At 33.5% G+C, this 23,724-nt stretch carries 24 protein-coding genes; 7 read left to right on the top strand and 17 right to left on the bottom strand.

Annotation, left to right across the window (positions count from 1 at the left end; all coding sequences use genetic code 11):
* Nucleotides 1-97 precede the first annotated feature (97 nt).
* The 6 genes from dndB to ABES03_RS16390 all read left to right on the top strand — a co-directional run bounded on the left by dndB (nucleotide 98) and on the right by ABES03_RS16390 (nucleotide 8,260).
* The gene (gene dndB, locus ABES03_RS16415) at nucleotides 98-1,195 is read left to right on the top strand and encodes a DNA sulfur modification protein DndB (protein ID WP_430118597.1); all 1,098 of its coding nucleotides are present in this window, start codon (nucleotides 98-100) and stop codon (nucleotides 1,193-1,195) included.
* A gap of 1 nt (nucleotide 1,196) precedes the next feature.
* Nucleotides 1,197-2,789, top strand: a complete 1,593-nt coding sequence (gene dndC, locus ABES03_RS16410) for a DNA phosphorothioation system sulfurtransferase DndC (RefSeq protein ID WP_430118595.1) — start codon at nucleotides 1,197-1,199, stop codon at nucleotides 2,787-2,789.
* Between the two features lie 22 nt (nucleotides 2,790-2,811).
* Nucleotides 2,812-4,794: a DNA sulfur modification protein DndD gene (dndD, locus tag ABES03_RS16405; RefSeq protein WP_430118593.1), complete on the top strand. Its 1,983-nt coding sequence runs from the start codon at nucleotides 2,812-2,814 to the stop codon at nucleotides 4,792-4,794.
* On the top strand, nucleotides 4,791-5,162 hold the full coding sequence (gene dndE / locus ABES03_RS16400; protein ID WP_430118591.1) for a DNA sulfur modification protein DndE: 372 nt from the start codon (nucleotides 4,791-4,793) through the stop codon (nucleotides 5,160-5,162). Before dndD ends, dndE begins: the two co-directional genes overlap by 4 nt.
* Before the next feature lie 9 nt (nucleotides 5,163-5,171).
* Nucleotides 5,172-6,290 carry a cysteine desulfurase family protein gene (locus ABES03_RS16395; protein WP_430118589.1) on the top strand — a complete coding sequence of 373 codons (1,119 nt, stop codon included), beginning with the start codon at nucleotides 5,172-5,174 and terminating at the stop codon, nucleotides 6,288-6,290.
* A 71-nt stretch (nucleotides 6,291-6,361) separates the two neighbouring features.
* Nucleotides 6,362-8,260 carry a hypothetical protein gene (locus ABES03_RS16390; RefSeq protein ID WP_430118587.1) on the top strand — a complete coding sequence of 633 codons (1,899 nt, stop codon included), beginning with the start codon at nucleotides 6,362-6,364 and terminating at the stop codon, nucleotides 8,258-8,260.
* 21 nt (nucleotides 8,261-8,281) lie between these two features.
* Here the strand turns inward: ABES03_RS16390 and ABES03_RS16385 are convergent, their stop codons facing one another.
* From ABES03_RS16385 to ABES03_RS16340, 10 genes are all read right to left on the bottom strand, one after another.
* Nucleotides 8,282-8,740: a DNA phosphorothioation-associated protein 4 gene (locus ABES03_RS16385; protein WP_430118585.1), complete on the bottom strand. Its 459-nt coding sequence runs from the start codon at nucleotides 8,738-8,740 to the stop codon at nucleotides 8,282-8,284.
* Between the two features lies 1 nt (nucleotide 8,741).
* Complete coding sequence (locus ABES03_RS16380) at nucleotides 8,742-10,733, bottom strand: AAA family ATPase (protein ID WP_430118583.1); 1,992 nt, start codon at nucleotides 10,731-10,733, stop codon at nucleotides 8,742-8,744.
* A gap of 3 nt (nucleotides 10,734-10,736) precedes the next feature.
* Entirely contained in the window at nucleotides 10,737-10,910 is a 174-nt protein-coding gene (locus ABES03_RS16375; protein ID WP_430118581.1) for a hypothetical protein, read from the bottom strand.
* A 13-nt stretch (nucleotides 10,911-10,923) separates the two neighbouring features.
* Nucleotides 10,924-12,291, bottom strand: a complete 1,368-nt coding sequence (locus ABES03_RS16370; protein WP_430118579.1) for a DEAD/DEAH box helicase family protein — start codon at nucleotides 12,289-12,291, stop codon at nucleotides 10,924-10,926.
* A 291-nt stretch (nucleotides 12,292-12,582) separates the two neighbouring features.
* Nucleotides 12,583-13,470 carry a DNA gyrase C-terminal beta-propeller domain-containing protein gene (locus ABES03_RS16365; protein ID WP_430118577.1) on the bottom strand — a complete coding sequence of 296 codons (888 nt, stop codon included), beginning with the start codon at nucleotides 13,468-13,470 and terminating at the stop codon, nucleotides 12,583-12,585.
* Between the two features lie 425 nt (nucleotides 13,471-13,895).
* Complete coding sequence (locus ABES03_RS16360; RefSeq protein WP_430118575.1) at nucleotides 13,896-15,743, bottom strand: DUF2075 domain-containing protein; 1,848 nt, start codon at nucleotides 15,741-15,743, stop codon at nucleotides 13,896-13,898.
* Nucleotides 15,740-16,054 (bottom strand): nucleotide pyrophosphohydrolase, encoded by a 315-nt coding sequence (locus ABES03_RS16355; protein WP_430118573.1) that lies wholly within the window; start codon nucleotides 16,052-16,054, stop codon nucleotides 15,740-15,742. The genes ABES03_RS16360 and ABES03_RS16355 overlap by 4 nt, the downstream gene beginning before the upstream one ends.
* Before the next feature lie 62 nt (nucleotides 16,055-16,116).
* The gene (locus ABES03_RS16350; RefSeq protein ID WP_430118571.1) at nucleotides 16,117-17,010 is read right to left on the bottom strand and encodes an EVE domain-containing protein; all 894 of its coding nucleotides are present in this window, start codon (nucleotides 17,008-17,010) and stop codon (nucleotides 16,117-16,119) included.
* 277 nt (nucleotides 17,011-17,287) lie between these two features.
* Nucleotides 17,288-17,683 (bottom strand): hypothetical protein, encoded by a 396-nt coding sequence (locus ABES03_RS16345; protein ID WP_430118569.1) that lies wholly within the window; start codon nucleotides 17,681-17,683, stop codon nucleotides 17,288-17,290.
* Nucleotides 17,684-17,740: 57 nt separating this feature from the next.
* On the bottom strand, nucleotides 17,741-17,887 hold the full coding sequence (locus ABES03_RS16340; protein ID WP_430118567.1) for a hypothetical protein: 147 nt from the start codon (nucleotides 17,885-17,887) through the stop codon (nucleotides 17,741-17,743).
* A gap of 168 nt (nucleotides 17,888-18,055) precedes the next feature.
* Between ABES03_RS16340 and ABES03_RS16335 the strand changes: the two genes are divergently transcribed.
* Nucleotides 18,056-18,298: a glutaredoxin family protein gene (locus ABES03_RS16335; protein WP_430118565.1), complete on the top strand. Its 243-nt coding sequence runs from the start codon at nucleotides 18,056-18,058 to the stop codon at nucleotides 18,296-18,298.
* Nucleotides 18,299-18,356: 58 nt separating this feature from the next.
* Here the strand turns inward: ABES03_RS16335 and ABES03_RS16330 are convergent, their stop codons facing one another.
* From ABES03_RS16330 to ABES03_RS16300, 7 genes are all read right to left on the bottom strand, one after another.
* A complete protein-coding gene (locus ABES03_RS16330) occupies nucleotides 18,357-18,704 on the bottom strand; it encodes a hypothetical protein (RefSeq protein WP_430118563.1) in 348 nt (115 codons plus the stop codon).
* A gap of 18 nt (nucleotides 18,705-18,722) precedes the next feature.
* Nucleotides 18,723-19,754 (bottom strand): multifunctional transcriptional regulator/nicotinamide-nucleotide adenylyltransferase/ribosylnicotinamide kinase NadR, encoded by a 1,032-nt coding sequence (gene nadR / locus ABES03_RS16325; RefSeq protein ID WP_430118561.1) that lies wholly within the window; start codon nucleotides 19,752-19,754, stop codon nucleotides 18,723-18,725.
* Entirely contained in the window at nucleotides 19,755-20,450 is a 696-nt protein-coding gene (gene pnuC / locus ABES03_RS16320) for a nicotinamide riboside transporter PnuC (protein ID WP_430118559.1), read from the bottom strand.
* Between the two features lie 13 nt (nucleotides 20,451-20,463).
* Nucleotides 20,464-21,234, bottom strand: coding sequence for an NUDIX domain-containing protein (locus tag ABES03_RS16315; RefSeq protein ID WP_430118557.1), 771 nt, complete (start codon nucleotides 21,232-21,234; stop codon nucleotides 20,464-20,466).
* Between the two features lie 349 nt (nucleotides 21,235-21,583).
* Nucleotides 21,584-22,009 carry a DUF3995 domain-containing protein gene (locus ABES03_RS16310; protein ID WP_430118555.1) on the bottom strand — a complete coding sequence of 142 codons (426 nt, stop codon included), beginning with the start codon at nucleotides 22,007-22,009 and terminating at the stop codon, nucleotides 21,584-21,586.
* 126 nt (nucleotides 22,010-22,135) lie between these two features.
* Nucleotides 22,136-22,543, bottom strand: coding sequence for a hypothetical protein (locus ABES03_RS16305; RefSeq protein WP_430118553.1), 408 nt, complete (start codon nucleotides 22,541-22,543; stop codon nucleotides 22,136-22,138).
* Entirely contained in the window at nucleotides 22,536-23,396 is an 861-nt protein-coding gene (locus tag ABES03_RS16300) for a ParA family protein (protein WP_430118551.1), read from the bottom strand. Before ABES03_RS16300 ends, ABES03_RS16305 begins: the two co-directional genes overlap by 8 nt.
* Nucleotides 23,397-23,724: the final 328 nt, after the last annotated feature.

The raw sequence follows: 23,724 nt of genomic DNA, 5'->3' as shown, positions 1-23,724 counted from the left end.
AAAAACCGAATAAAAGTTCGGTCTTTTTTGTTGATTACTTGTCCAAAAATGATATAATCAAATTATAATATTACGTACGTAAATAGGAGGTATTACAATGGACGCGACGTTTAGTTATAACTTTACTGCTATTAGAGGTTTACAAGCTGGCAAAGAGTACTTTGTTGCAATGTGTCCTTTAAGAATTATTCCTAAGATATTTTTATTTGATGAAGAAGAAATTCCACCAGAACACAGATCCCAAAGAATCTTGAACAAAGCAAGAATCCCTGAAATGACTAATTATATAGTTGAAAATCAACATGATTATGTCTTTTCATCGATTACTGCATCAATTGATGGTGAAATTGAGTTCCTTCCTTTTAGTAGTGAGACCTCTTCAAAGGATATTGGACATTTAAGAATTTCTTTAGAGGCCAGATTCTTAATTAATGATGGACAGCACCGAAGAGCTGCTATTGAGGATGCATTAAAGATATCTCCCGAACTTGGAAACGAAACTATTTCAGTTGTTTTCTTCCATGATGAAGGCCTAAAGAAATCACAACAGATATTTTCAGATTTAAATAGACATGCAGTTAATACTACTTCTTCAATAGGTATTCTTTATGATCATCGCGATCAATTATCTATGATTACAAAGGATATTATTGCATCTACTCCTTTGTTAAACAGATATACGGATAAAGAAAGAGTTTCACTCTCAAAGAATTCACCTAAGATGCTAGCTTTAAATCATATCTATAATACTAACTTGAAATTATTAGGAAAAAACAAAGGTGATTCAATCACAGAAAATGATGAATTATTTTTAAAGCAATTTTGGATCGTATTATGTGATTCTATTGTAGAATGGAATTTGGTCTTAAAAAAAGAATTAACTCCACGTGAACTCAGAGAGAGTTTTATTGTAGGTCACGGCGTATTTCTAGAAGCTGTTGGTCTTGTTGGTAAATACCTACGGGATTTTCATGAGAATAATTGGACATCATATATTACTAGCCTTTCAAAAATAGATTGGAATAGAAGTAATACCAATGATTGGTTAGGACGTGCATTTAGTCAAAATGGACGAATACAAAAAACGACGTATACGATTCAGTTAACCGCCATTAGAATTAAACACTTAATTAATCTACCGTTAACGGAAGCTGAACAAACATTAGAAAATAAATTTTTTCAAGGGGTAGTATAGAATGAGCATTGGAATCATCAGTAATATGCTTTCGAAGCAAATGTCCTTTGTTGATGAAGCAAAAGAAAATATAAAACTAGCTTATAAAGAAGATAACCGTCCTTGGGTGGTTGGATACAGTGGAGGAAAAGATTCTACTGTCGTTGTGCAGCTCGTCTTTGAGGCTCTTAATGAAATGCCAAAAGAAGAATTACATAAAAAAGTTTATGTAATATCTTCTGATACATTAGTTGAAACACCTTTGATTATCAACTCGATTAACCAAACACTTAGAAGAATTCAAGATGAAGCTTTAAAAAGGAATCTACCTATCGAAACCTATAAAGTTAAGCCTGAAATAGAGAAATCATTTTGGGTTAATATCATTGGAAAAGGCTACCCTACACCAAACCAGCAATTTAGATGGTGTACAGATAGATTAAAAATTGATCCAGCAAATCAGTTTATTATGGACAAGGTATCTTCATTTGGTGAAGTAATAATGGTATTGGGTGTTCGTGAGGATGAAAGTGCAACGCGTGGAAATGTTATACGGTCACATACAGTTGATGGAAAAACATTTATGAGACATTCCACCCTTTCAAATGCTTATGTATATGCTCCAATCAGAAGTTTTTCACTTGATGATGTCTGGAATTACCTATTAAACCACCAATCTCCTTGGGGCGATGATAATAGTGACTTACACAGACTGTATCAAGATTCAAATAGCGGTGAATGTCCACTAGTTATCGATAAAAATATTAAAGAAAGTGCTGGTTCTTGTGGAAACAGTCGCTTTGGTTGTTGGGTTTGTACTGTAGTTAACGAAGATAAGGCTTTAACAGGCTTTATCCAGAGTGGACATGATTGGATGAAACCTCTATTAGACTTTAGAAATTGGCTATCTGGAATTAGAGATGACCGTACGAAAAGAATGCGATATAGAATGAATGGTCAAATATATTATAAAGAAGTCAAAATTGAAGAAATTGATGGGGTTAACTACGTTTTAATTCCTAAAAAATCAAGTAGAGCAAAACAACTAATCAAAATGACTGAATTTGAAATTATTACAAAAGACGACCTTAAAGCTTATATTGCACAAAACAATATAGATTTAAGTCTTCCTGAGGACCAAAAGATCTTAGTTACCTATGAAGAGGAAACTTTAGATGGTCAACAAGTTACAAAATATGCGCAACTAGGCTTAGGCCCTTTTACAATGGAAGCTCGTAAAGAAATTCTTACAAAATTATTACAGGTTCAGAAAGGCTTAGTACACCCTGAAGATCCTCATTATGAACTAATAAGTGTTGAAGAGTTAAAAGCTATCCGTAAAATTTGGTTCAAAAAAGGAGACTGGGAAGATCAAGTCCCTGCTATTTTTAACGAGGTTATGGGATATTCTTTGGATTGGGAAATTGATGATCGTCCATTATTTGATAAGGAACAAATTTCTGATCTCGAACTTCTTGCGGACCAATATAAAGTAGATATCAAAGTTATCAAAAAACTGATTTCAATTGAGAAAGATTACGCAGGATACAAAGTAAGACGAGGTTTAATGGATGAGATCGGAAAAGCATTAAAGCAAGACTATTTACATTTATAATAGTAGAAAATGAGGTCTTAACATGATTATAAATGAAATCCAATTAACGAATATTGGTGCATATCGTGGAACCAACTCCTTTGATTTTCGAACTGATGCTAATAAAAATGTCATTTTAATTGGTGGAGAAAATGGTGCCGGGAAAACAACATTACTAAATGCCATAAAACTTGGATTATTTGGTTCTTATGGATATGGATATAAATCAGAAAGTGCTGAATACTACAAAAAAGTTCAAAGCATTCTAAACCATAATGCGAAGAAGACAAATGAAAATAACTTTAGAATTAAACTTGAATTCTCTCTAGTTGATGACTTTGAAAAATTTGATTATATCCTCTATCGATACTGGAGATACAAAAATCAAAACATAAAAGAATCTCTTGATATTATCGCAAACGGTAAACATCTTTCTGAATATGAAAAAGAGCTATTTCAATCAAAATTAAAAGAGGTTATGCCCCCTCAATTATTAGATTTGTGCCTGTTTGATGGTGAGGAAATCGCGAGAATAGTAAGTAAGGATCTCCTTTCCAATTATCTTCAGAATTTATCAAGAATCGTATTTAATCTTGATCTATTTGAAAAGCTAGAAGATGACCTTGATCAGTACTCTAGTCAATCATTAGATTTTGAAAAAATGGAGTCATTGGAAAAAGAACTCTTTGAGTTAAATCAGCGTGAAAAGGACTTAAAGAATAAAATAGCTTCTGCAATAGCTAAACATAAGGAATTAGAAATACAAAGAGCTGATTTAAAAGATGAGTACCAACGTCTTAAGGATGACTTTGAAAAGTATGGTGGCTTAGTTAAATCTGAACGAGAAGCGATCGTAAAAGATATGAATACGATTGAGTTTAGTAGAAAACAAAATATAGAAAGAATTAAAGATTTTGTTGCTAATCTCCTTCCCTTCTATTTGTCGAAGAACCTTCTTTTAGAAACAAGAGAACAAATTCAAAACGAAGAGTCCATGCAACTGTTTAAACAGCTTGATTTTAAACTTACTGAAGATAAGTTAAGTCAGATCCTTACCACAATAGGATCTGATAACGAAGCTTCCGGACAATTATTAAGAGATCATTTGCTTAACTTAATGAAACCAGAAAAGGAAATTTACCAAATACATGGTGCTTCTTTTTCAGAGAATAGTTTAATAGAAAATATCTATTTGAAGGTTTCTAGTAATGCAAATGAAGAGTGTCAAAATCTTATCCAAGAAAACAAAGATAAGCTAGTTGAACATCAAAATCTTCGTTCTAAGTTATCATTAAATGATACAACCAATGAATTTAGTGACATGTTAGAACAAATGGAAAACATTCAACAGTCCATCCTAAAATTAGACCAAGAGATTCAAGAGCATGAAACTCAGTTAAGAGAATGGAAAGCTGATGTTGAAGCAATAATTGCTGCGACAGCCAAAATCCAATCTACACTTAAAGATAGCACTAAAACAAAAAGTTCTTTCCTAGAATCACAAAAAATCATAACATTAAGTCGTAGATATAGAGAACTTCAATTAAAGAAAAAGTTGCAACAAGTTCAAATTGAAGCATCATCTATGCTTAAAAGGATCTTTAGAAAACACAACTATGTATCCTCTATACTGATTGATCATGAGTCTTACGATGTAATCTTGTTGGATGCGAATAAAGATCATATTGAAAAATCTACTCTATCAGCTGGAGAAAAAGAGCTCTTACTTATATCAATTATTTGGGCTATTTTCCAATGTTCTGGAAGAAAGGTCCCATTTATCTTTGATACTCTCCTTGGAAGATTAGATAAGACACATAAGGCAGCTGTTTTAACTGAATTTATACCTAATTGTGGCCGTCAAGCCATTATTTTATCAACTGATTCAGAAATTGATAAACAGCATTATGGGTTATTGGAACACACTATCGCAAAGGAATATATGTTAGAGTTTAACGTTAAAAAACAAGAAACTCAAATTATAAACCGTTATTTTCCTTTCGAACAAATGGAGTTGGGAATATGAACTTTCGATTAAAAACCTCCAAAGATACTGGTGAAAAGTTAGTCTCTCTTCAAGCTACAACTGGGTTAACTTGGAACATATTATCCAGGATTGCCGTCTCCCTTTCATTAAGAGAACTTTCTATGCCAGATTTAGTTGAAAATAAGTCTGGTGTCGATATTCATCGAAACGCAATGACTGGAGAACATGATTATATTTATAAGGCCTTAATTCGGCAGCATGCTCAAAGAAATATTTCTGATGAAGAGTACTTCCCTGATTTATTTAATGCTCATTTGGAAAGAGGGATTGTCCTGTTGGAAAATGAGTACAAGCATGCAGGAAACTACGATAAGCTGCTACAAAACCTATTAAAAATGGATAACTAGGTGATGAATATGCTTTATTTAGATAATAGTGCTACAACACAAGTACATCCTGATGTAAAGGATGCTATGCTCCCCTACTTAATGGAGGAATTTGGTAACCCTTCAAGTAAGTATTATACAGTTGCGGAAAATGCAAAAAACGCAGTTAAGAAAGCAAGAAATTCTCTTGCTTCCTTACTGGGATGTCATCAATCAGAAATTATTTTTACAAGTGGGTCTACAGAGAGTAATAACATGATTATCAAAGGTGTAGCTGATTATTATCAAAATCAGGGTAATCATATTATTACTTCTACAGTAGAACATCCATCTGTATTGGAAACTTGTAAGTATTTAGAAGAAAAAGGCTTTGAAGTTACCTATATAGATGTTGATAAATATGGAAGAATAAATGTTGATGAAATAGAGAAATCAATTAAACCTAGTACTATCCTTGTATCGTTAATCTGGGGTAATAACGAATTAGGTTCCTTGAATAATATGGAAGCTATAGCAGATCTATGTTTTGAGAAAAATATATTCCTGCACACCGATGCTACTCAGGTTATTGGTAAAGTAGATTTTGATTTAATGGATTATCCTGGAATTTCCTTTCTATCTTTTTCCGGTCATAAATTTCATGGACCAAAAGGAATTGGTGGTACCTTTATACGTAAAGATAAATATGATATTTTAACAAAGTTCACTCCCCTCTTGCACGGTGGCGGACAAGAACAAGGGATCAGAAGTGGTACATTAGCGGTTCATAACATTGTTGGTATTGGCAGAGCTGCCGAAATCGCTAATTCAAACTTAGCTGCTAATATAAATAAATTACGTGAACTAGAAAGTTATCTTACTAAAATTCTTACAAGTAAATTTAAAGATCAAATCGTAATAAATAACGATAGTGATAATAAGATCCCTGGTGTAATGAGTGTCCTTTTCATAGGAATAAATAATGAGTTATTAGTTAAAAACCTAGCTCCTATTATTGCTGCTTCTACAGGTTCAGCCTGCAGTACAAGTAAGCCTTCACACGTTCTAGCTGCAGTTGGAATGTCGATTGAACAAATACGATCAACGCTTCGTTTTTCTATGTCAAGTTTTATTAATAAAGAAGACCTAGAAATATTTTATCAATTGTAGGTAGGGGCTCTCCCCTCCTACATTATTAATATATTTGTAGATAGTATCGATTACTAATAGGAGCGATAAGAATGGATATACTGGGTATGTTGAATGACTATATAAAAAACAATAAGACGGATGAACAGCTCGCTAATGAGTTTACTATCCTCCTAAATAAAGGTCAGTCAATTGAAAAAATAGCAAAGTTATATGAGTACCCTATTGAAAAAGTTACAGAATTAATAAAAAATAGTGAGAACAAAAATGGTGGCACTTCTTATCAAGGGATAAGTGCAAATTCGGCTCAGGGAGTTCAAAGTAATGCAATTAATACTAAGAATGATTTACAACTTTCTAACGAGTTCGTTATTCTTTTAAATAAAGGACAATCTATTGATAAAATAGCAGAGTTATACGAGTACCCTATTGAAAAGGTAAAAGAAATTTTGAAAACCAATGGTTACAGAAACGTTGTAGCTTCTTATGAAAAGAAAAATCCAAATGGTGTTCAAAACTTTAATAAACAACAGAGTACAAAGACTGACGAACACCTTGCAATCGAGTTTGCCAATCTTCTTAACACAGGTCATTCAATTGAAAAAGTAGCAAAATTACATAATTACACAGAAGAAAAAGTAATAGAAACCCTTCATAATACTGGATATACTTATTATGGATTCTCTCGAAAATGGAAACGTACTAGCGAAGCTGAACAATCTACTAATGATTTAAAAAATGAATTGCAACTTGCAAAGGATCTCGCGGCGCAATTAAATAAAGGCCATTCAATTGGAAAACTAGCGAAATCCTATAACTACTCTGAAGAAAAAATCAAGGAGATTCTTCATAATGGCGGTTATACTTTTTATGGATTCTCTCGAAAATGGAAACGTTCAAATGAACCTAAGATAACAAATACTAGTAGTAATAAAACTGAATTAAAGATAAGCATTGATATAATAGTTGATTTATTAAATGATGGAATAACACTTGAACAAATCTCAAAACAATACCATATTCCCATTGCTGAATTGCAAAGTTTGTTAATTAGAAATGGTTTTAAATACTACAGTTTTATGAATTATTGGACAAAATTAGATCAAGAAGAATTATGTGAATACTTAGTAAAAGAACTAAATCAAGGCCTTTCTATTTACGATATATCTGGTAAGTATGTAAAAAGTAATAAGGAACGAATCGCTTTTGTATCTTACTTAGAAAATTACTTGAAAGTTTATAGATATTCATATAACTCTCACTTTAAAAAGTGGGAAAGGATGTCTTCTACTGAAGCCCTTCCATTAATGATTAAGGAATTAAATAATGGGAATTCTATAAAGAATGTTGCAAGGATGTTTAAAACAACTGTTACGAACTTACAGCAAGAACTAAAAAAGGCTCATTATCGTTATGATCCCCTATTTAAATTTTGGACAAAAGATAATAGGAATACACTTGTAAGAAATTTAGCAAATGATTTATATGAGGGGAAAGTATCCTTTGAAGATCTAAAAGAAAGAAACCTTAACATTAAGGTAATAGAGATTGAATTAAAACATAGTGGAGTTAGATATACCACCCTTGATAATCAAGTTGACCATAAAAGAGAAATTTCAAAAAAACTTATATCAGATAATCAACTACGAAGAGACTTAATTAAAGAAGAATTAAATAAATCTCCTTTCATAACTGAACAAATGCTGTTAGATGAAGACGAAGAAGAAAAAAATGATTTTAAAACACTATCGTCCATTACAAAAAAACAACTTGAATTATTTGATTCTGAAGAAGTTTCCACTCTTAAAGAGATCATACTTTCCTGGAAGCAAAAGAAAAGTGAAGAGTCCTCTATAGGTAATGAGAAAATTGAGACAACAATTTTTATGAATTCTGCCTTATTAAAACAACTTACAACTACTTCTGAAAAAAAAGGTTTAAGTCGATCACGTATTATTGAAGATGCACTAAAAGCATATTTTAATAATTAAAAGGCGGGGAACTCCCGCCTTTTAAAATGTTAATAAATCTGCTATTTCACGAAAATTTCGCTCTTTGGCAGTTGTCTCAGCTTCCATTGACATAATAAATTCGATATATAAAGTTAATGCTTTTTTTGGATCTTCCATTACCTTTTTATACAAGATTTCAATTCCACCTGCAGCATACTCTTCAAAGATCTTAATTTTAATATCGAAAGTATCATCATCAGTATTAACTAACTTTGGATCATTAGTATCACTAATGGCAACTGAGTTTATTAAGGTTTCGTCTGTCTCTAAATTAAACCTATGCCAATCTATTCCTTCAAGACTGACTGTGAACTCTCTTCTCTTTTTATTCATAAATCCCAAGACACCAGCTGCCATAAACACATCTTTGTACGTTGAAAAGATCCCAAATTCTGTTTGGTCTGTTAACTTTGTATAATACTCCTCTTGGTCTTTTGGTCGTCTAATTCTTCTATACACCCTATTTCACCTCTACTGCTTCAGTGTATTCATATGGTTGATCTTTATTAATTCGAGGGTCGTTGTACTGTAGTTGGTACTCCTTACCAATTAAATCCTTCATCTGCTTTTCTACTTCACCACGCCATTGAGAAGTAGAAACGATAACGATAACTTGATCTGATAGTCTATGAATACCCTTCGCAATTCTCTCTCTGTGATCAGAATCTAGGGCACCAAATGGTGAATCCATGACTAATGGATAAATGCCACCTTCTTCAAATGTTCCCTTAATTTCTCTCTTATATTGTTCCCTGGCAAGGTCTACAATAGCACCAATAAAGGAAAGACTTGTAATTTGACGTTCACCTTGTGACATACCAACTTTACTATTGTTCTGGTTATATACATTTAATTCATATTGCTCGGAAAGTCGTACTTCATATCCTTTCCTTAAGAATTGCTTATAAACCTCGGTAATTCTTTCTTGTAATTGTATTCTAACTAATTTTTCTCGAATATTGTAGATCTCACCCATGACATGGACTAAGGTTTGACAGGCATCTACACGTCTTTGGGTGCTCTGTGCTTTCTCTGCTAATGTATTTGTTTTTTTCTGTTCATTCTCTAATTCTCTTAATTTAGTTGTTACTTGCTTAATTTGTAAATCAATCGCACCAATTTCTCTTTCTGTGCTGCTATTACTTTCTTCAAGTTTATCTAATTTTGTTATTAAACCAGAAATTTGCTCAGAATCTTTTTCGTTTAATTTGGATTTAATTTCTTTTATTTCTTCTTGTAATCTTCTCTCAGTACCTTGAAGTTTAATTTCTTTTTGTTTTAATTCTTTTAGTTGATCATAGAAACGTTGGCGAGCATCCTTAACAATTTTTATACTCGACTTAAAGTTGATAATGGCTCCTTCTAAACTTTGCGGTGGTAAATATTCTTTAATTTTTAGAAGATGTTCATAATGAGCTGAATCTTCCTTTATCTCTGTACCACATATGCAAATTCCACGTTCTATTAAGTCATCAATAAACGCTGAAGAGCGAATACCTGGAATACCAAAACCTTCTAGTTGTTTTTCATTGATAATACTTTCTGACTGGTTTACAGGAGTATAACTAAAAGCTAAATAACCATTCTTACTAACATATTCCAAAATCTCTTTTTGAAGTTTCTTGGCTTCTGTTTGAACTCGTTCTAGCTCTTCATCTTTACTTTCTTTTTCTTGTTGTAATTTTTGAGAGCCTTCAATGAATTTCAATTTATTTTCAGTATCTTTAATCTGGCTTTTTGTTGCATTAAGATTTGTTTCAAGTAACTCTTTCCGTTTTTCAAGCTCTAATTTTTCTGCTTCTATTTTTTCGATTTGTTCAATTAAATCAATTGTTTTAGGATCACCATAATTCTTTAATTCACTTCTAAACCTTGTACCCGCATCCCCAGTATGTTTAATCGCTCTTTCAAGTATTTCTAGACCCATAATATTTTTTATCGCATTCTTTATCTCACCAGTACTATTATCCTTTGATAGATTATCAATCCGTTCGCCATCAAAGAAAAAATAAGTTCTAAGGTTTTCTGGGAGAACTCTATTGATTTCATCGGTTGAATTGGATATGGATACGGAATTACCATCTTTCTTATAGTCCAATTTCACTTCTTCCTCACCATAATAGACTTTCCCGTTATCCCCTTTTCTTGCAACTACTTTCCGTTGAAGAGTATACATTTTATCGTGATCACTAAATTTAATAGTTACAGAGCATTCAATTTCCTGGTTTTGCTTTGCCTCTCTAATCGAATTTTCATTAATAATGGTGTTAGCATTGGGCAAATCAATCTTTCCATAGAAACACCAACTGAATGCATTTAATAATGCCGTCTTACCAGATCCGTTTTCACCATGAATTACAGTTACGTTTCGATTAGTAGATTTCGAAAACTGAATGGTTTGTTCTTTATAGTATTGGCGAAAGTTTTTTAATTTAATTTCTTCTAATAACATGGACTATTTCACCCGTTCTTTCACGATATCCATAATCGTACCAATAATGTTGGTTCCCTGGAGATTTTTTCTGTGTAATATTTCTTTTTCCGCTTCTAAAATTTCCTTTAATATGAATGCATATTCTTCCGGCAGCTTCATTAAAATATTTTGTACTTGTTCTTTTTCAATACTCAAAGAATTCCTCTCCCTAAATATCTAGTAAATTATAAGCATGTTTCAATTCATAAAGTGTTTCATGGGCGGTAGGTCCATTAATAGCCAAATCAGCAAACTCTGAAAATCGTATTAGTTCCCTTTTAATCATATTTCTCTCAATATTAAAGATAGTTGGTTCAATTGTCTCTAATTCTTCTAACTTCCTTGGTATGACAATAAAATCATGGATATACGAATATTGTTTATTGTTATGTTTTCTAAGCACCCTTCCGCGTCTTTGAATGAATTCCCTAGGGTTTGTACTGCTAGATAATATATATGCTGTTTGTGTTGCTGGTACATCAACACCCTCATCTAAACATCTAATAGCTACTAAAGCTTGAAGATCTCCACTTTCAAACCTATCAAGTAATTCTTTTCTTTCTTCTTTATCCTCTCTAGAGGTGAAAGTATGTACGTGCATGTCTAGTTCATTTCCTAGTAACTTTACTACAGCATCTATTTGTTTTTCACCGTCAACTTTGCTATCTCCACAATAGATGATATTGTATTTCGAATCAGTTTTGTTTTTCATCAGATCTTTTAATACAGCTAGCTTATTACGCGCTCTACTAATAATTCTAGCTCTTTCTATTAATAGAGATTGTAATGATTCATTTTCCTCGACCGACTCGGATAAAACAGAGATCCTAGCAATTTTTTTCGTAATTTCATAATAGTATTCGCTTTCATCTTCATCCATATAAATAATATGTGGGTAATAAAAGTATTCAGTTAAAAACGAGCCGATCGCTTTGTCTAAACCAAATTGAAAAACGATCGAATTACCAAAATACTGAATAAGCTCGTCTGTTCCCTCTTCATCATGCCATCGATTTGGGGTAGCTGAAAGAGCCAACCGGTATGGAATGCTAGAAATTAAACACTCTCTATTTTTCTTTGCTCCTAAATGATGTGCCTCATCTGCTATAAACAAAACTTCAGAATTTAACTTTTGTAAAATACCTTGCATCGTCTTGGAGGAAAAGGTAGAAACAGTGGTTATTAAAGAAAAATGATTTATTATTCCAGACTCAAAGGCACTAACTTCCGTAAATAAAGAATCTTCCCATAAACTTTTAGATTGATACGCGACTATGGGTGACATTCCAAATAGTTTAATATCCTTTACCCATTGATCCACAAGATGAATGTAAGGACATACGATAATAACCCCTAACCTATTAGTTACCTCCCATAACTTCGCTGTTGCACTAAGAGCAGTTATTGTTTTACCTGTGCCGGTTGCCATTTCCAATAATCCTTGGCAATTATTCCTAAACCAATTTCGGATGGCATCTTGTTGGTAATCTCTTATTTTGATAACAGGTGGTATATTAGGAAAACTTTCATATAGCAAATAACTTCTACCTCCTGTTAAAATAATTATTAATAGCTGGTTTTTAATTTTATGCTTCTATAACCATATTTTAATAGTTACTCATTATAATATAAAGATAATAATTTCTTATCCTAGAATCTGACCAATCGTAATTGGCTGATATATTAGGGGTGTATATTATTGTTATAAAACTGGAGAAAAGTCACTATTTCCCAAATAAAGGTTTAAGCCACACAGCCAATAAAGGTTCTATTCTTTGTCTGCAAGAATGAATAGGTTGAACCAAAATAAAGATTCTAGATATGTTGATTATTCTATCTTCTTTAAAACTTGCCCTAATTTAAAGAGTTCAATGTCCGATAGGAAAATGGGTTTCTCGTCATAGGGTATCATCTTAACTCCTTGAATAATATTATAAAAAGTTGGTAGCTCAATTAAAGACTTACTTCCTCCTCTGTTGAAGTAACTGATTTTACATTTTTCTGTTACATAAATAAAATTGACTTTAGAATCTACTATTTTTTTTATTGTAATAGGTCTACCGTTTTTTTCAGTAATATGAATATATACTTTTCCTTTTCCACCCCTTTTTTGTTCTCTTAAAATGCTTAATGGTATTTTTGCTCCATATCCATTCTCTGTCATGAAAAAATAATATGTTTGTTCAATGTTATCAAAAGAAAATGCAGCTAATAGCTCATCCCCATCTTCTAAGGTTATACCTTTTATTCCCTTTGTAGGCTCATTCTTAGCTCTTATATTATCTAAACCAGTTACTAGTGCCCTTCCGCTTTTTGTAAATAATGCAAGTTTGCCTTTAGTTTCTGATACTATGCCCACAGAGACTACCGGATCTTCTTCATTGGTATCTATCGTTTTAGTCATTGATTCGATATCATTAACTACTTGAATTGATATCTTCCCTTTTTTAGTTGCTGAATATAATAGTGAATTATTTTTAAGTTCGGTGTTTAATACTTCTATAATTTCTTCAGATTTATATAAAGTATAATATTCTGATATGTGATTCATTTTCATATCTGAAAGTTTATTTTGAAATGATAACTTACTTAAATCTATTAGCAGAACTCTTCCAAATGAAGTAATAAGAGCAATTTGTTCTTCTCTTGTCATAACTGCTTTTAGGAAATAGTCTCTTCGGTTTAAATTGATGGTACTATTTACGTCAACTTTCATGAAATAATACTCTTTAGTTAAATAGAATATAGTAGTAGAAACACTAATCATAAGTTTTTGTTAAACCCCTTCCAAGATAGTGTAAATTTACTTCAATGTTTACATTTTGGTGTATATTCTCTTATTAAAATTTGTTGAACTTAGTCTAACTCCATACTTAATTTATGGACATTCTTAATCATAGGCGTTAACAGGTAATACATATTCTGTTCAATGTAATTCACCATTTAATCAAACATTAGAGTTGATACTGTTGATATTTTTTACAACCTCAAGCGGCACTGATAACATATTTCAATCATATTTTTATTAATTCCAAATATCATGATATAAAAGAAAACTGACACAGTTTTTTTGTACGAACTAATCTCATTTAACCCATTAGAACCGTCAATGTGATGTGCTTAGTAATTCGTATTTTCAAACTACATATGTGATCGAATATACCCTTCCAACCCCTTATCACAACAATAAACATAACACCCCTTCATTCCTCTAGTCATCAACGTTTTATAGGTATTCCGAACAAGCTCAATAAGTGGGTCAATCTGACCTTTTTTCGGTTTTGCTGGTTTTGCTCCCTTGTCCTTAAACTCATCTCGTCTTATGATTAGCTTTTTTGTTTCTTCGTCGTAGCCCAGGTCTTTACCAATAATCACACCAACATAATCCATTTCTAAACCTTGAACGGTGTGAATACATCCGATTTGGTTTGCACATTCTGGGTGAATGGCCCAGTCAATTCTATTGGGGTCATTCCATGGCAAAGCAAAGCTATGTTCCTCGATCACAACATCATCAACAAGCTTTCCATCCACAAGATTTTTTGTCCAATCCCAGGCGTAACCGGCCAACAATCTGCCACCACGCTTTTCAACTATTTCCTCCTTTAATTCTTGAGGACTAGAAACTAGTTTAAAATCAAAATCTCCTTCTAGCTTAAATGGTTCTTGGTCATTATTAAGAAGACTATCTAGCCAGGAGATATAATTTCCTGACCCTGAGCAACGGTATTGTGATTCAAGTTCAACTGTATGTATAGCTGCTCCAAATCTAGCCGCTTCTTTTTCTACCTCTTTTACACTTCCAATATCTTTTTTAGAGATTTTCTGAAAATCATCAATAAAGAACACGCTTATTCTTGAGGATCTAATGATTTGTGTTACTTGATTTTCTCCTTCAATCTTCTTTTTCATATGTCCTTGCTCTTTTAGTCGATGAGCTTCGTCACAAATGAGGACATCAAAATAATTTTCAGGTGCATGCACGTAAGAAGCAGATCCTTTAAAAAGATCTCTAACTTCCACATGACCTGAAGACCCAATTAACTTTTTACGAAGTACTTCCCTAAAAGCCTGATTCGGTGTGATATACTCTACATAAGCTTTCGATTTTAGCATATAACTCATTAAATTTAATCCAATGACAGATTTCCCTGTACCAGGGCCGCCTTTTATAATAATGACATGCTTTTGGTCAGTCTGTGCTTTGAATTGATTATATTTACTAACTACTTTTTCATAGGCAACCTTTTGCTCATCAAGTAAAACAAACTCTTCATTACCTTCTATTAATGAACCAACTGTTTCCACCAACTTTTTTGATGGTCGAATTTTTCCATTTTCAATGCTTTCTGCAATTTCCCTTCCGTTCCCTTTTGAAACCAACTTTCGGATTTTCCTTACCAAGTCCCGATCATCGAATTGAAAGTAGACAGGAGATTCCTGTATATATCTGCTGTAACGCTTATCCAAAAGTGGCTCCCCGATACTAGCCATAATATAATTATGTAAATAGGCACAAGAGTGAAGCTGAATAGATGTTGAGTCCTGGTATAGGGCCTCGTTAAAATTTTGCAAATACCTTTTATATGAAGATGCCTGATAGGCAGGGTGAACAGTTTCCCGTTCGCTACCACCTAAAAACGTCCGAACAATCCCATCTCCTTCAGACACTTTCGCTTTCTGCCATTGCTTTAACTCAATAATTACTGCATTTTTTGTCCCCTGTTCGTCCTGTCCTGCGACGAGAAAGTCTATTCTTTTTTCAGATGAGGGCAGCTTATACTCTAAAAGTACATGTGTATCTTCTTTTAAATCTGCATCTCTAAGAACCTTAGCCATTTGGGGAAGGGAGTTTTCCCAAGATCTCAATTCACTCAAAGAAACTACTTTATTCATTTTGGCCAGAACGTTTTTCTTGAGAACGTACCCAATTTTATTTTCATAAATATGGCTTAAAAAGTTCGAAGAGGTCTCATTATAAATAATCATTTAACTCTATCCTCACTTTTGCTTACTGGGTATTTAATAGCGTTTTTAACTAGTTTGTTTGATACTTCCTCTTCTAGATTAATCTCCAACTTATCAGCAAGCTGAACAAGATAAATTAAAATATCGGCCATTTCTTCTTTTATGTTTTGTATGGATTCCACGATTGCTTCTTCACTTGTGCGCCATTGAAAATTTTCAAGCAATTCATTTGCCTCAAGTGAAATTGAAATGGCCAAATCTTTTTCATCATGATACTTTTTCCAATCACGTTCATCACGAAAAGCAAACACTTTTTGTTGGATTTCTTTCATTTTAGACTCTCCTATTAGTTACTTATCATTTGTTATTAAATTAACAATCCCTCTTATATAAATTAGATAAATACCTTCCTTTTTATCATAACCCTAAGTTCCTCCACACTTAACACATTCTCCCTATCTCGGTGTAACATCCTATGGCAATTTGAACAAACCGGTACTAAGTCCGTTCTTGGATCAATTTCAATTGCTGCTTCTAATGTGCTCAGTGGGTTTTTATGGTGGATTTCAATGAAGTCTTTGCCATTTTCACCATACACCTCTTCAAAATTAAACCCACATACTGCACATGTAGTTCCGTGTATCTCTATTGCTCTTAAGCGGTTCTTTGCTTTCCTTTCATAACGGTTCCCATAATAGCTTTTCGTTTCACCATCTTTATAATAGGAGTCAAATTGAGCTTTATCTGCTTCTAAATCATTTCGTACGGTATCTTTTAGTTCATCTCTTCTTATTTGCTTTGTATGCAGTTTTATATATTTCTCCCAAAGCTTATGAAGTAATTTTGCATGTTCATCATTTACTAAATAATTTGTATTGTTAGCCATTCGCAGTATTAATAAGTCATTGAGTTTGGGATGTACCTTTAGTGCCGTTCTTCGTATGTAATTCTCATTAATTAGATGGTTTTCGACTGTAATTGGAATATGAAATTTTTCATTTTCATCTGGCTTTTTTAGCCAATATTTACTTGGAGAAATATTTAAACTTGGCTCTCCATTTACGATCCCTCTTGCAATAATTCCGCCTGTACCTCTTTTCTTGCCATCAGAGCGCCAAATATAAACAAGATCCCCTTCTGAAATTTGGTCAAGAAAATGCTGTTGATTCAGTGACCACCAAATTTCATTGTTTTCACTAATATATTGATCTATTTTAAAATCATCAGGATTTCCTTGGAAAATCCATGTATTTTGATGTTTCCTAGTCTGAGATTGTTCTGATATCATCTTCAAAAACTCCTACTGATAGTTATTTGTCGCCTAGGACTTAATTTATCCACTATACATATGTTTGGAACTATATTTCGACAATTCTATTATACAGAAAATATGTTATAAAATGGGATTTATATAAAAGTTAATCTAGTAGATTTCATTGAACAACAAAGTTCCGTCCCCAAGATTCTGATTCAAACTATCCTTTTCCCAAAACAAAAAACACCCACAAAAATTGAGAAAACAATATTTTAGAGTGTTCAGTATATATTGGTGTTCGGGTATAGAATTAACTATAAAGTACAACGACTTTATCTAAAGATAAAACCCAAAAGGATCTTAAGGCAAAAAATGAAGTGGTTAGAAACGCCATAGACCCAATGACTATCAGAATCTTCCCTCGTTTTTTATTGACGTTGTATAACTTTGCTCCATCAATTATCCAACCTGTCCCTATTAAGAAAAATGCGATATATCTTATAGGGTCATTATTAAAAACAATACCTATGAAAAATATAAAATATCCAATTTGATGTAGGACGTTTAATAGGATCAGGAAAGGGTTCTTTAGTTCTTTTCGAAACTGTTCTTTTTCTGCCGCTGTAAATTTTTTGTATTCTCTTCTAGCTAGAATATATCCTATAAATACCGCTAATATAATTGCCCCAATCTGAATTAGAAGCATCTTATTCACCTTCTATTTTTAGTCCCTAAAGCCATGGTACCCTGTTAATTTTATATGTTACTGAAATAAACCGAATACCCACACAAACAGATACATCGGAATTGCTACAATGATCATTCCTGCAAGTAAATAGCTAATCGACCTTATAATAAATTTAAAAACATCATATACAGCTCCTACTAGGTCATGAATAAATCTCAACACTAAAAACCATTCCCCTCAAAAAGTGGTAATTATATTTTAACATTATTTTCCTTTAGGAAAATAAATAAATGGGAATTTAAACAAATGATAATCCAGTAGATTTTAATTGAACACCAAAGTTCTGTTCCCATGATACAATAACCATAATGAACTGGAGGTAATAACAAAATGAAAAAAGTGATTATTTATACGCAAGAAACTTGCCCGCCTTGCCATGCGGAAAAATTATGGTTCAAAGAAAATGGAATTGAGTTTGAAGAAAGAGATATACGTAAAGATGATCAATATCTCCAAGAAATAATTGCACTTGGTGCTGCTGCTACACCAGCAACCTTAATCAAAGACGGAGACAGTGAAGAAGTTGTTTTAGGATTTGATCAATCGAAGTTGGCTGAGATATTAGGGATATAAAAGATGGCGAACAGTGAATATCACTGTTCGCCTTAAAAATTTATTTTATCATTTACAATTAAGGCATCTCACAAGCAACCAAGCCGTACTTTTTGTCCTGGGGTAAATCCTTCAAAAAGTTAACAATCTCCCTAATCGATTGTTCAAGTGAATATTTTTCATCGCCATAATACTCTTTCATCACTTCAATTATTTCCTCAGGGTATAAAGGAGCCGTCCAAGATCCCCAATCCGTTTGTTTCCCTTCCAATTGACCACCATCAATTTTGTTTATGATTTCAAAAAATAATTTATAAGCACTTGGAAAAAAAACACTGATTCGTTTAGGACAATTCCCGTTCCAATTTCCTTTAACATAATTAAAATTTGGATCATCTAAATCTCCAACAAAAACTTCTACATCCATTTATATCCCCCCTATTTATTAAAATTTGCAACTCAATAGCAACCTTTCAATCAATCCCATTGCACCTGTTAATCGATTTTCATAGTTTCCTTTTAATAGATGGTACTCAATGTTATGCTTCTTTAATAATGCCTTTAAGTGGTGATTGTTATTGTCTCTGACTGTTTCCTCTCCATGCACTCTTAACCCATCATCCACCCATTTCACATCAGGTTCAAGGAATATCCAAAGGGCGTAATCTTGTAGTTTGGCCATTTCATCGAGCACCGGTTGATGTTCATTATTGTAAAGGTTTGAATAAAATTGGGTAACGATGGCTTCTGTATCGATAAAAACTAGCTTATTGGCCTGTTCAATGGCCTTAAATTCTTCCATCTTATGACCATAGGCAATCTTTTGATAATCTTCCGCAACCAAAATTCCGTCGCAGCCACCTAATTCTTCACATAGTGTTCGGCCATATTCAGAAACGTATGTGGTATTGTAAATTTTCGCGAGGTTTCTCGTCAGGGTCGATTTCCCGCAACTTTCTGTACCAACCACTACAATCTTTTTTACAAAATAAGGTCTAACAATAGTAGGAATAAACTCCCAAAGCTTAAAGACGCCTTCACTACGAATGGCAGTAGCGGAAATGTTCACATGCGTACGCATTGGATCAATTAGTATGTGTTTCGAAGTTGGATATAACTCTTTAAAAATATCATTATATTCATTTTCAGAACTAAAGACGTAATCAATCGGCTTTCCAATTTTCTCTTTTATGAGGTAAGCACCTTCTGCCCAGTTGTAGTTGTCATTATCTTGATCATCTTCAATGGCTATTGCTTTTACATTCGGCATATCTTTTGTTAAATGGGAAAGCCAGCGCAAGCGAATGTTAGCTGGAATATAATCCATTTTAGTACCTCGACATAGCTCCCTGTCTCGTATCTCGCTATGAGATAAAACAACGTAAAGTTCATCCACCATGGATGAAGCATAGGTAATGGCATACACATGGCCAAGATGCAGTGGAAGGAACTTTCCTCCGATAAAACCAACTGTCATTTACGCCGCCTCCTGCACTTGTTTGATCGATAATCTTCTCCAGTTGATATACCCGTAGACACTATTTACCAGGAATGCTGACCACATGACTAACATGGAAAAATCATTACCACCTTGCGTAACGAGAGCAGTTACCCATAGGAAAATCGATAGGATGTTTACAGAGATCCATAATAGCCATTGTTCTGTATATCGTTTTAACATCAAGATTTGTGCTGCAATCGATAATACATTTGTGGCTGAATCCGTCCAAACAACTTTACCGCCGAGGAATTTTAAGAAAAATCCATAACCCACTATAAGAGTTAACATCAATAATATGGTATATAGCCATCCCTTTTTCGTAAGGCTCTTAACGATTACATCTTCACCTTTGACACCATGATCTGTTTTATTCTTTTTCCACAGATAAATCCCGATGAATTGCACTGGGAAGTAAAACAACGCATTGAGCATCACCTCTCCGTACAAACCATAACCGTAGGCAATATAAGCATAGGTTCCTGTTTGAATGATCCCAAAGTAATAGTTTGATATTTTCCCCTTCGCGACTAAAACCACGCACAGCATGCCAGTTATTGATGAAATTAAGCCGATGAGTGAGTCTTCCCATGCAAAGAATAAATAAATGTTAACCAAAGTGAAGGTAAGCAGCCAGATAATTTCAAATCGCGACCAATTTTTGAATATGCCCATTTCGATCTCTCCCTTAGCTTTGTAGTTTATTTCTATAAACTGAAACAATCGGTTGACTCTCATTAAAACGGTAAAGCTGTGCAGGCGTTTTCGAATAGCGATTGGATTTTTTCAGCTTTCCTTTCTCCGATACCGCTTCAATAAACGGCAGTGTAGGAGCCTTCCTGAAAAATGCCGCATCTGTCGAGATCGATGGGTCATCTAAAACGGTTAATAACACCCCTTGTAACTCAGAAAGGACAAACTCATCAGGTAGAAAATGCTTCGCCAAAGTGGTTAGCGCCATATCCTTTCGAATAAACCAAATGGCATCATCAATAATTTTGCGATGGTCAAAAGCCAGGTCCAGTTCTAGTGCTTCCTCCATTGAAAATAGCTTAATTTCCGCTGCATCAAAGGTTGTTTTAGGACTATTTAAGTCTGATTCCTTCGCAATGACATAATGTGCATTGGAGATAATCCATCCCCGACTATCTCGATTGGGTTCATCATAGACACCAAAATGTTTGATCCGTAATCCACCGACACCTGTTTCCTCCAAAAGCCTGCGTTCTGCTGCTTGAAAAGCAGTCTCTTCTGGTCGGACAAATCCACCTGGTAATGCCCACTTCCCTGCTTCGACGTTTGGATTGCCTTCATGATCGTGTTCACTTCGTTTAATCAGCATGGTTTTCAATGTTTTAAGCGGAGGCTTATACTCACCAATCATCTCAGATGTGATAGTAAAGACAGCAATGTCACTAGTATAGCCATCAGGGGTTGTAAATTTATTGTTTGTTTTCATTTTCCACACCTCTTTAATTAACGTTTTGTTAATTGTTAATTACAATATATTCCTTAACCGCATGTTTTGTCAACTATATTTTTCCATTAGACCATAGGGACGGATCTGATTGTTCTTAGCCATGAAAATGGCGAAAAGTGACAGTCACTTTTCGCCATTCCCCATTACTATTTGTAAATACTTCCCGAAAAAATAAATATAGTTTTTATCATAAATATAGCAATAGAAAAAACAATGGAATTCATTTTCTATTTCTTTTATTGTTGAATTTCGCCATTTATCCGTAATCCGTTGAAAATGTATTTTACCACTTGAAAGTTCGCTCATCCATATGTAGATTGTCGAAACCTCATATAAATGATGCTAGAAAAAAAATGAGACTAATCCACACACAAAGAGGTGAATAGAAGGCGGTATCTTGTTTTGCAAATCTAGTATGTTTGATTTTCTTGAAAAAACCTACATATTTCCCTTCACCAATAGCACGTAACAAGAAAACAATTCCTCCAGCTATACAAAGCCATTTTGAAAGAAGGGAGGATTTGATGGCTGCTAACAAATCTAATTGAACTATTAGAAGTACAGATGCAAAAAAGCAAAGTAATCCGATAAAAAGTGTGCCTAACATTCTTGGTCGTAAAACTGGTAATTCACTGTCATCTTTAGTTGGAAGAGCCGTATTTACTCCCCAACTTCCACCAAATGCCCAAAAAACGTGTAACATACCAATAATTACAAATATTAAAGACGTTATTCCTATTAAAATCTTTATCAATTTACCACCTCATCTGTATGAAAGTGTTCATACGATTGTTTACATAATATTATTATCCTTTCAATTTAAGTATTTAAACCTTCATCCTTCCACCACAATCCTCAATAGAAAGTTTTACGGAACCGCCTATTGCTTAAAAAACACTTCTCCTTTTGACATCTGTTTACCTATTGTTTCCACTATATGTTTGATTATCTTTTCTTTTAATCTCCATCTTCTTACCTTCTGCGCTGGGTCTAGACCATTTTCCACTACTAAACTTTTCAAATCTTTCAAATCTAAGGGTGCGAGAAATTCTAATAGGCCATGAGGGCCATCCTTTTGATACATTTCAAAAATATTCATATCGTAGGTTTTTGGGATGGTCTGTGAAGACTTTTTCTTTTTCTGAGCATTTTTTATGTCATTTGATCTTTCGTCTAAACAGCCGAGTATACTTTTTGCGAATTCGTCATCTTCTTCGATCTTTTTGGCAATTGCTATAAATATAGTTGCAATTTGTTTCCTGATATTTGGATTATTATAATCAAACATATTGACAAAACTCCTCTGTTATTTGTGAAAATGCTTCAAATAAAGGGGACCCAGATGAACCATATTTTTGTTTTATTGTATTTACCCCTTCTGCTTCAAAATGAGTCGCATCAGCCGCTTTGGATGCAAGAGGAATTCTGGTTTCAAACAGCCTTGGTAGCTCTCCAGCAGCTGCTTTTGTTTGCATTTTCATTAAGGTAGTTTGGTGCCTAGTAACATTGGAACGATACATGGAAGCAATAATACCAAGTGCTTGAACGTTTGATTCTGTTCTTCTATTAAAACTGTTAACACTGGATATGATTTGTGGTATTCCGTAAGTAGATAAATGATCAGGAATAGTGGGTATTAGGTAATAATCACTTATATTTAATCCATTTTGTGTGACCAGTCCTAAATTTGGAGGGCAATCAATTAAAACGTAATCATAATTTTTTATGTAGTCATTTACAGACCGTTTTAGTACATCAATCGGACGAATTAAAGCGGTTTGGCCAATATTAATTAACCGATCCTGAATTTGAACGAAGTCCAAACTTGATGGCAATAAATGCAAATTAGACAATCCTCCATAAAGGTTAGAACATCCTTTTACAACGGACCTTTCTAAATCAAAATCGCTGGTATCATCTATTTTGTCTTTAAATAAATGAAACAAAGTTCTATTAGAACTATTCCTCAATGCCCATTCATCTTCTCCTATCAAGGAAACCGTCGAGTTTGTTTGTGGGTCCAAATCAATGACTAAGACTTTATAGTCTTTTTCAACAACTAAAAACTCAGCCAATCCAATGGTAAGTGTAGTCTTTCCTACACCCCCTTTAAGGTTAATAATACTTATAACTTTAGACATACTAACTCCCCCATTCTAAGTAGCATGTCATAAATATATTCATAGATATTTTGTCCCATTTCATACAAATATGAAGTTTCTGATTAGACAGTAATTCCATAGGACGAAAAAAAGCACCGCTTCAATTGATGAAACGGCACTTCATTAAGTAAGAGATTGAACACCCTGAACCTCAATACGATCAGGTCGTGTATAAAGTATTTAATGAATGAATGCAGAGAAAACCAACAGTTATAAAATGTAGCTCTTCCGCTAGCATTAGAGCCAATTCGGTCAGAGCAATTTAGATAGAACAATACCGCAGCCTTTTTCCACAAGCGTGACAACA

Origin of the sequence: Neobacillus rhizosphaerae (assembly GCF_050477885.1) — a bacterium.
Lineage (GTDB): Bacteria > Bacillota > Bacilli > Bacillales > Cytobacillaceae > Neobacillus > Neobacillus rhizosphaerae_A.
Note: the sequence above shows the minus strand (reverse complement) of the source record. Positions and strands in the feature narration are given on the sequence as shown.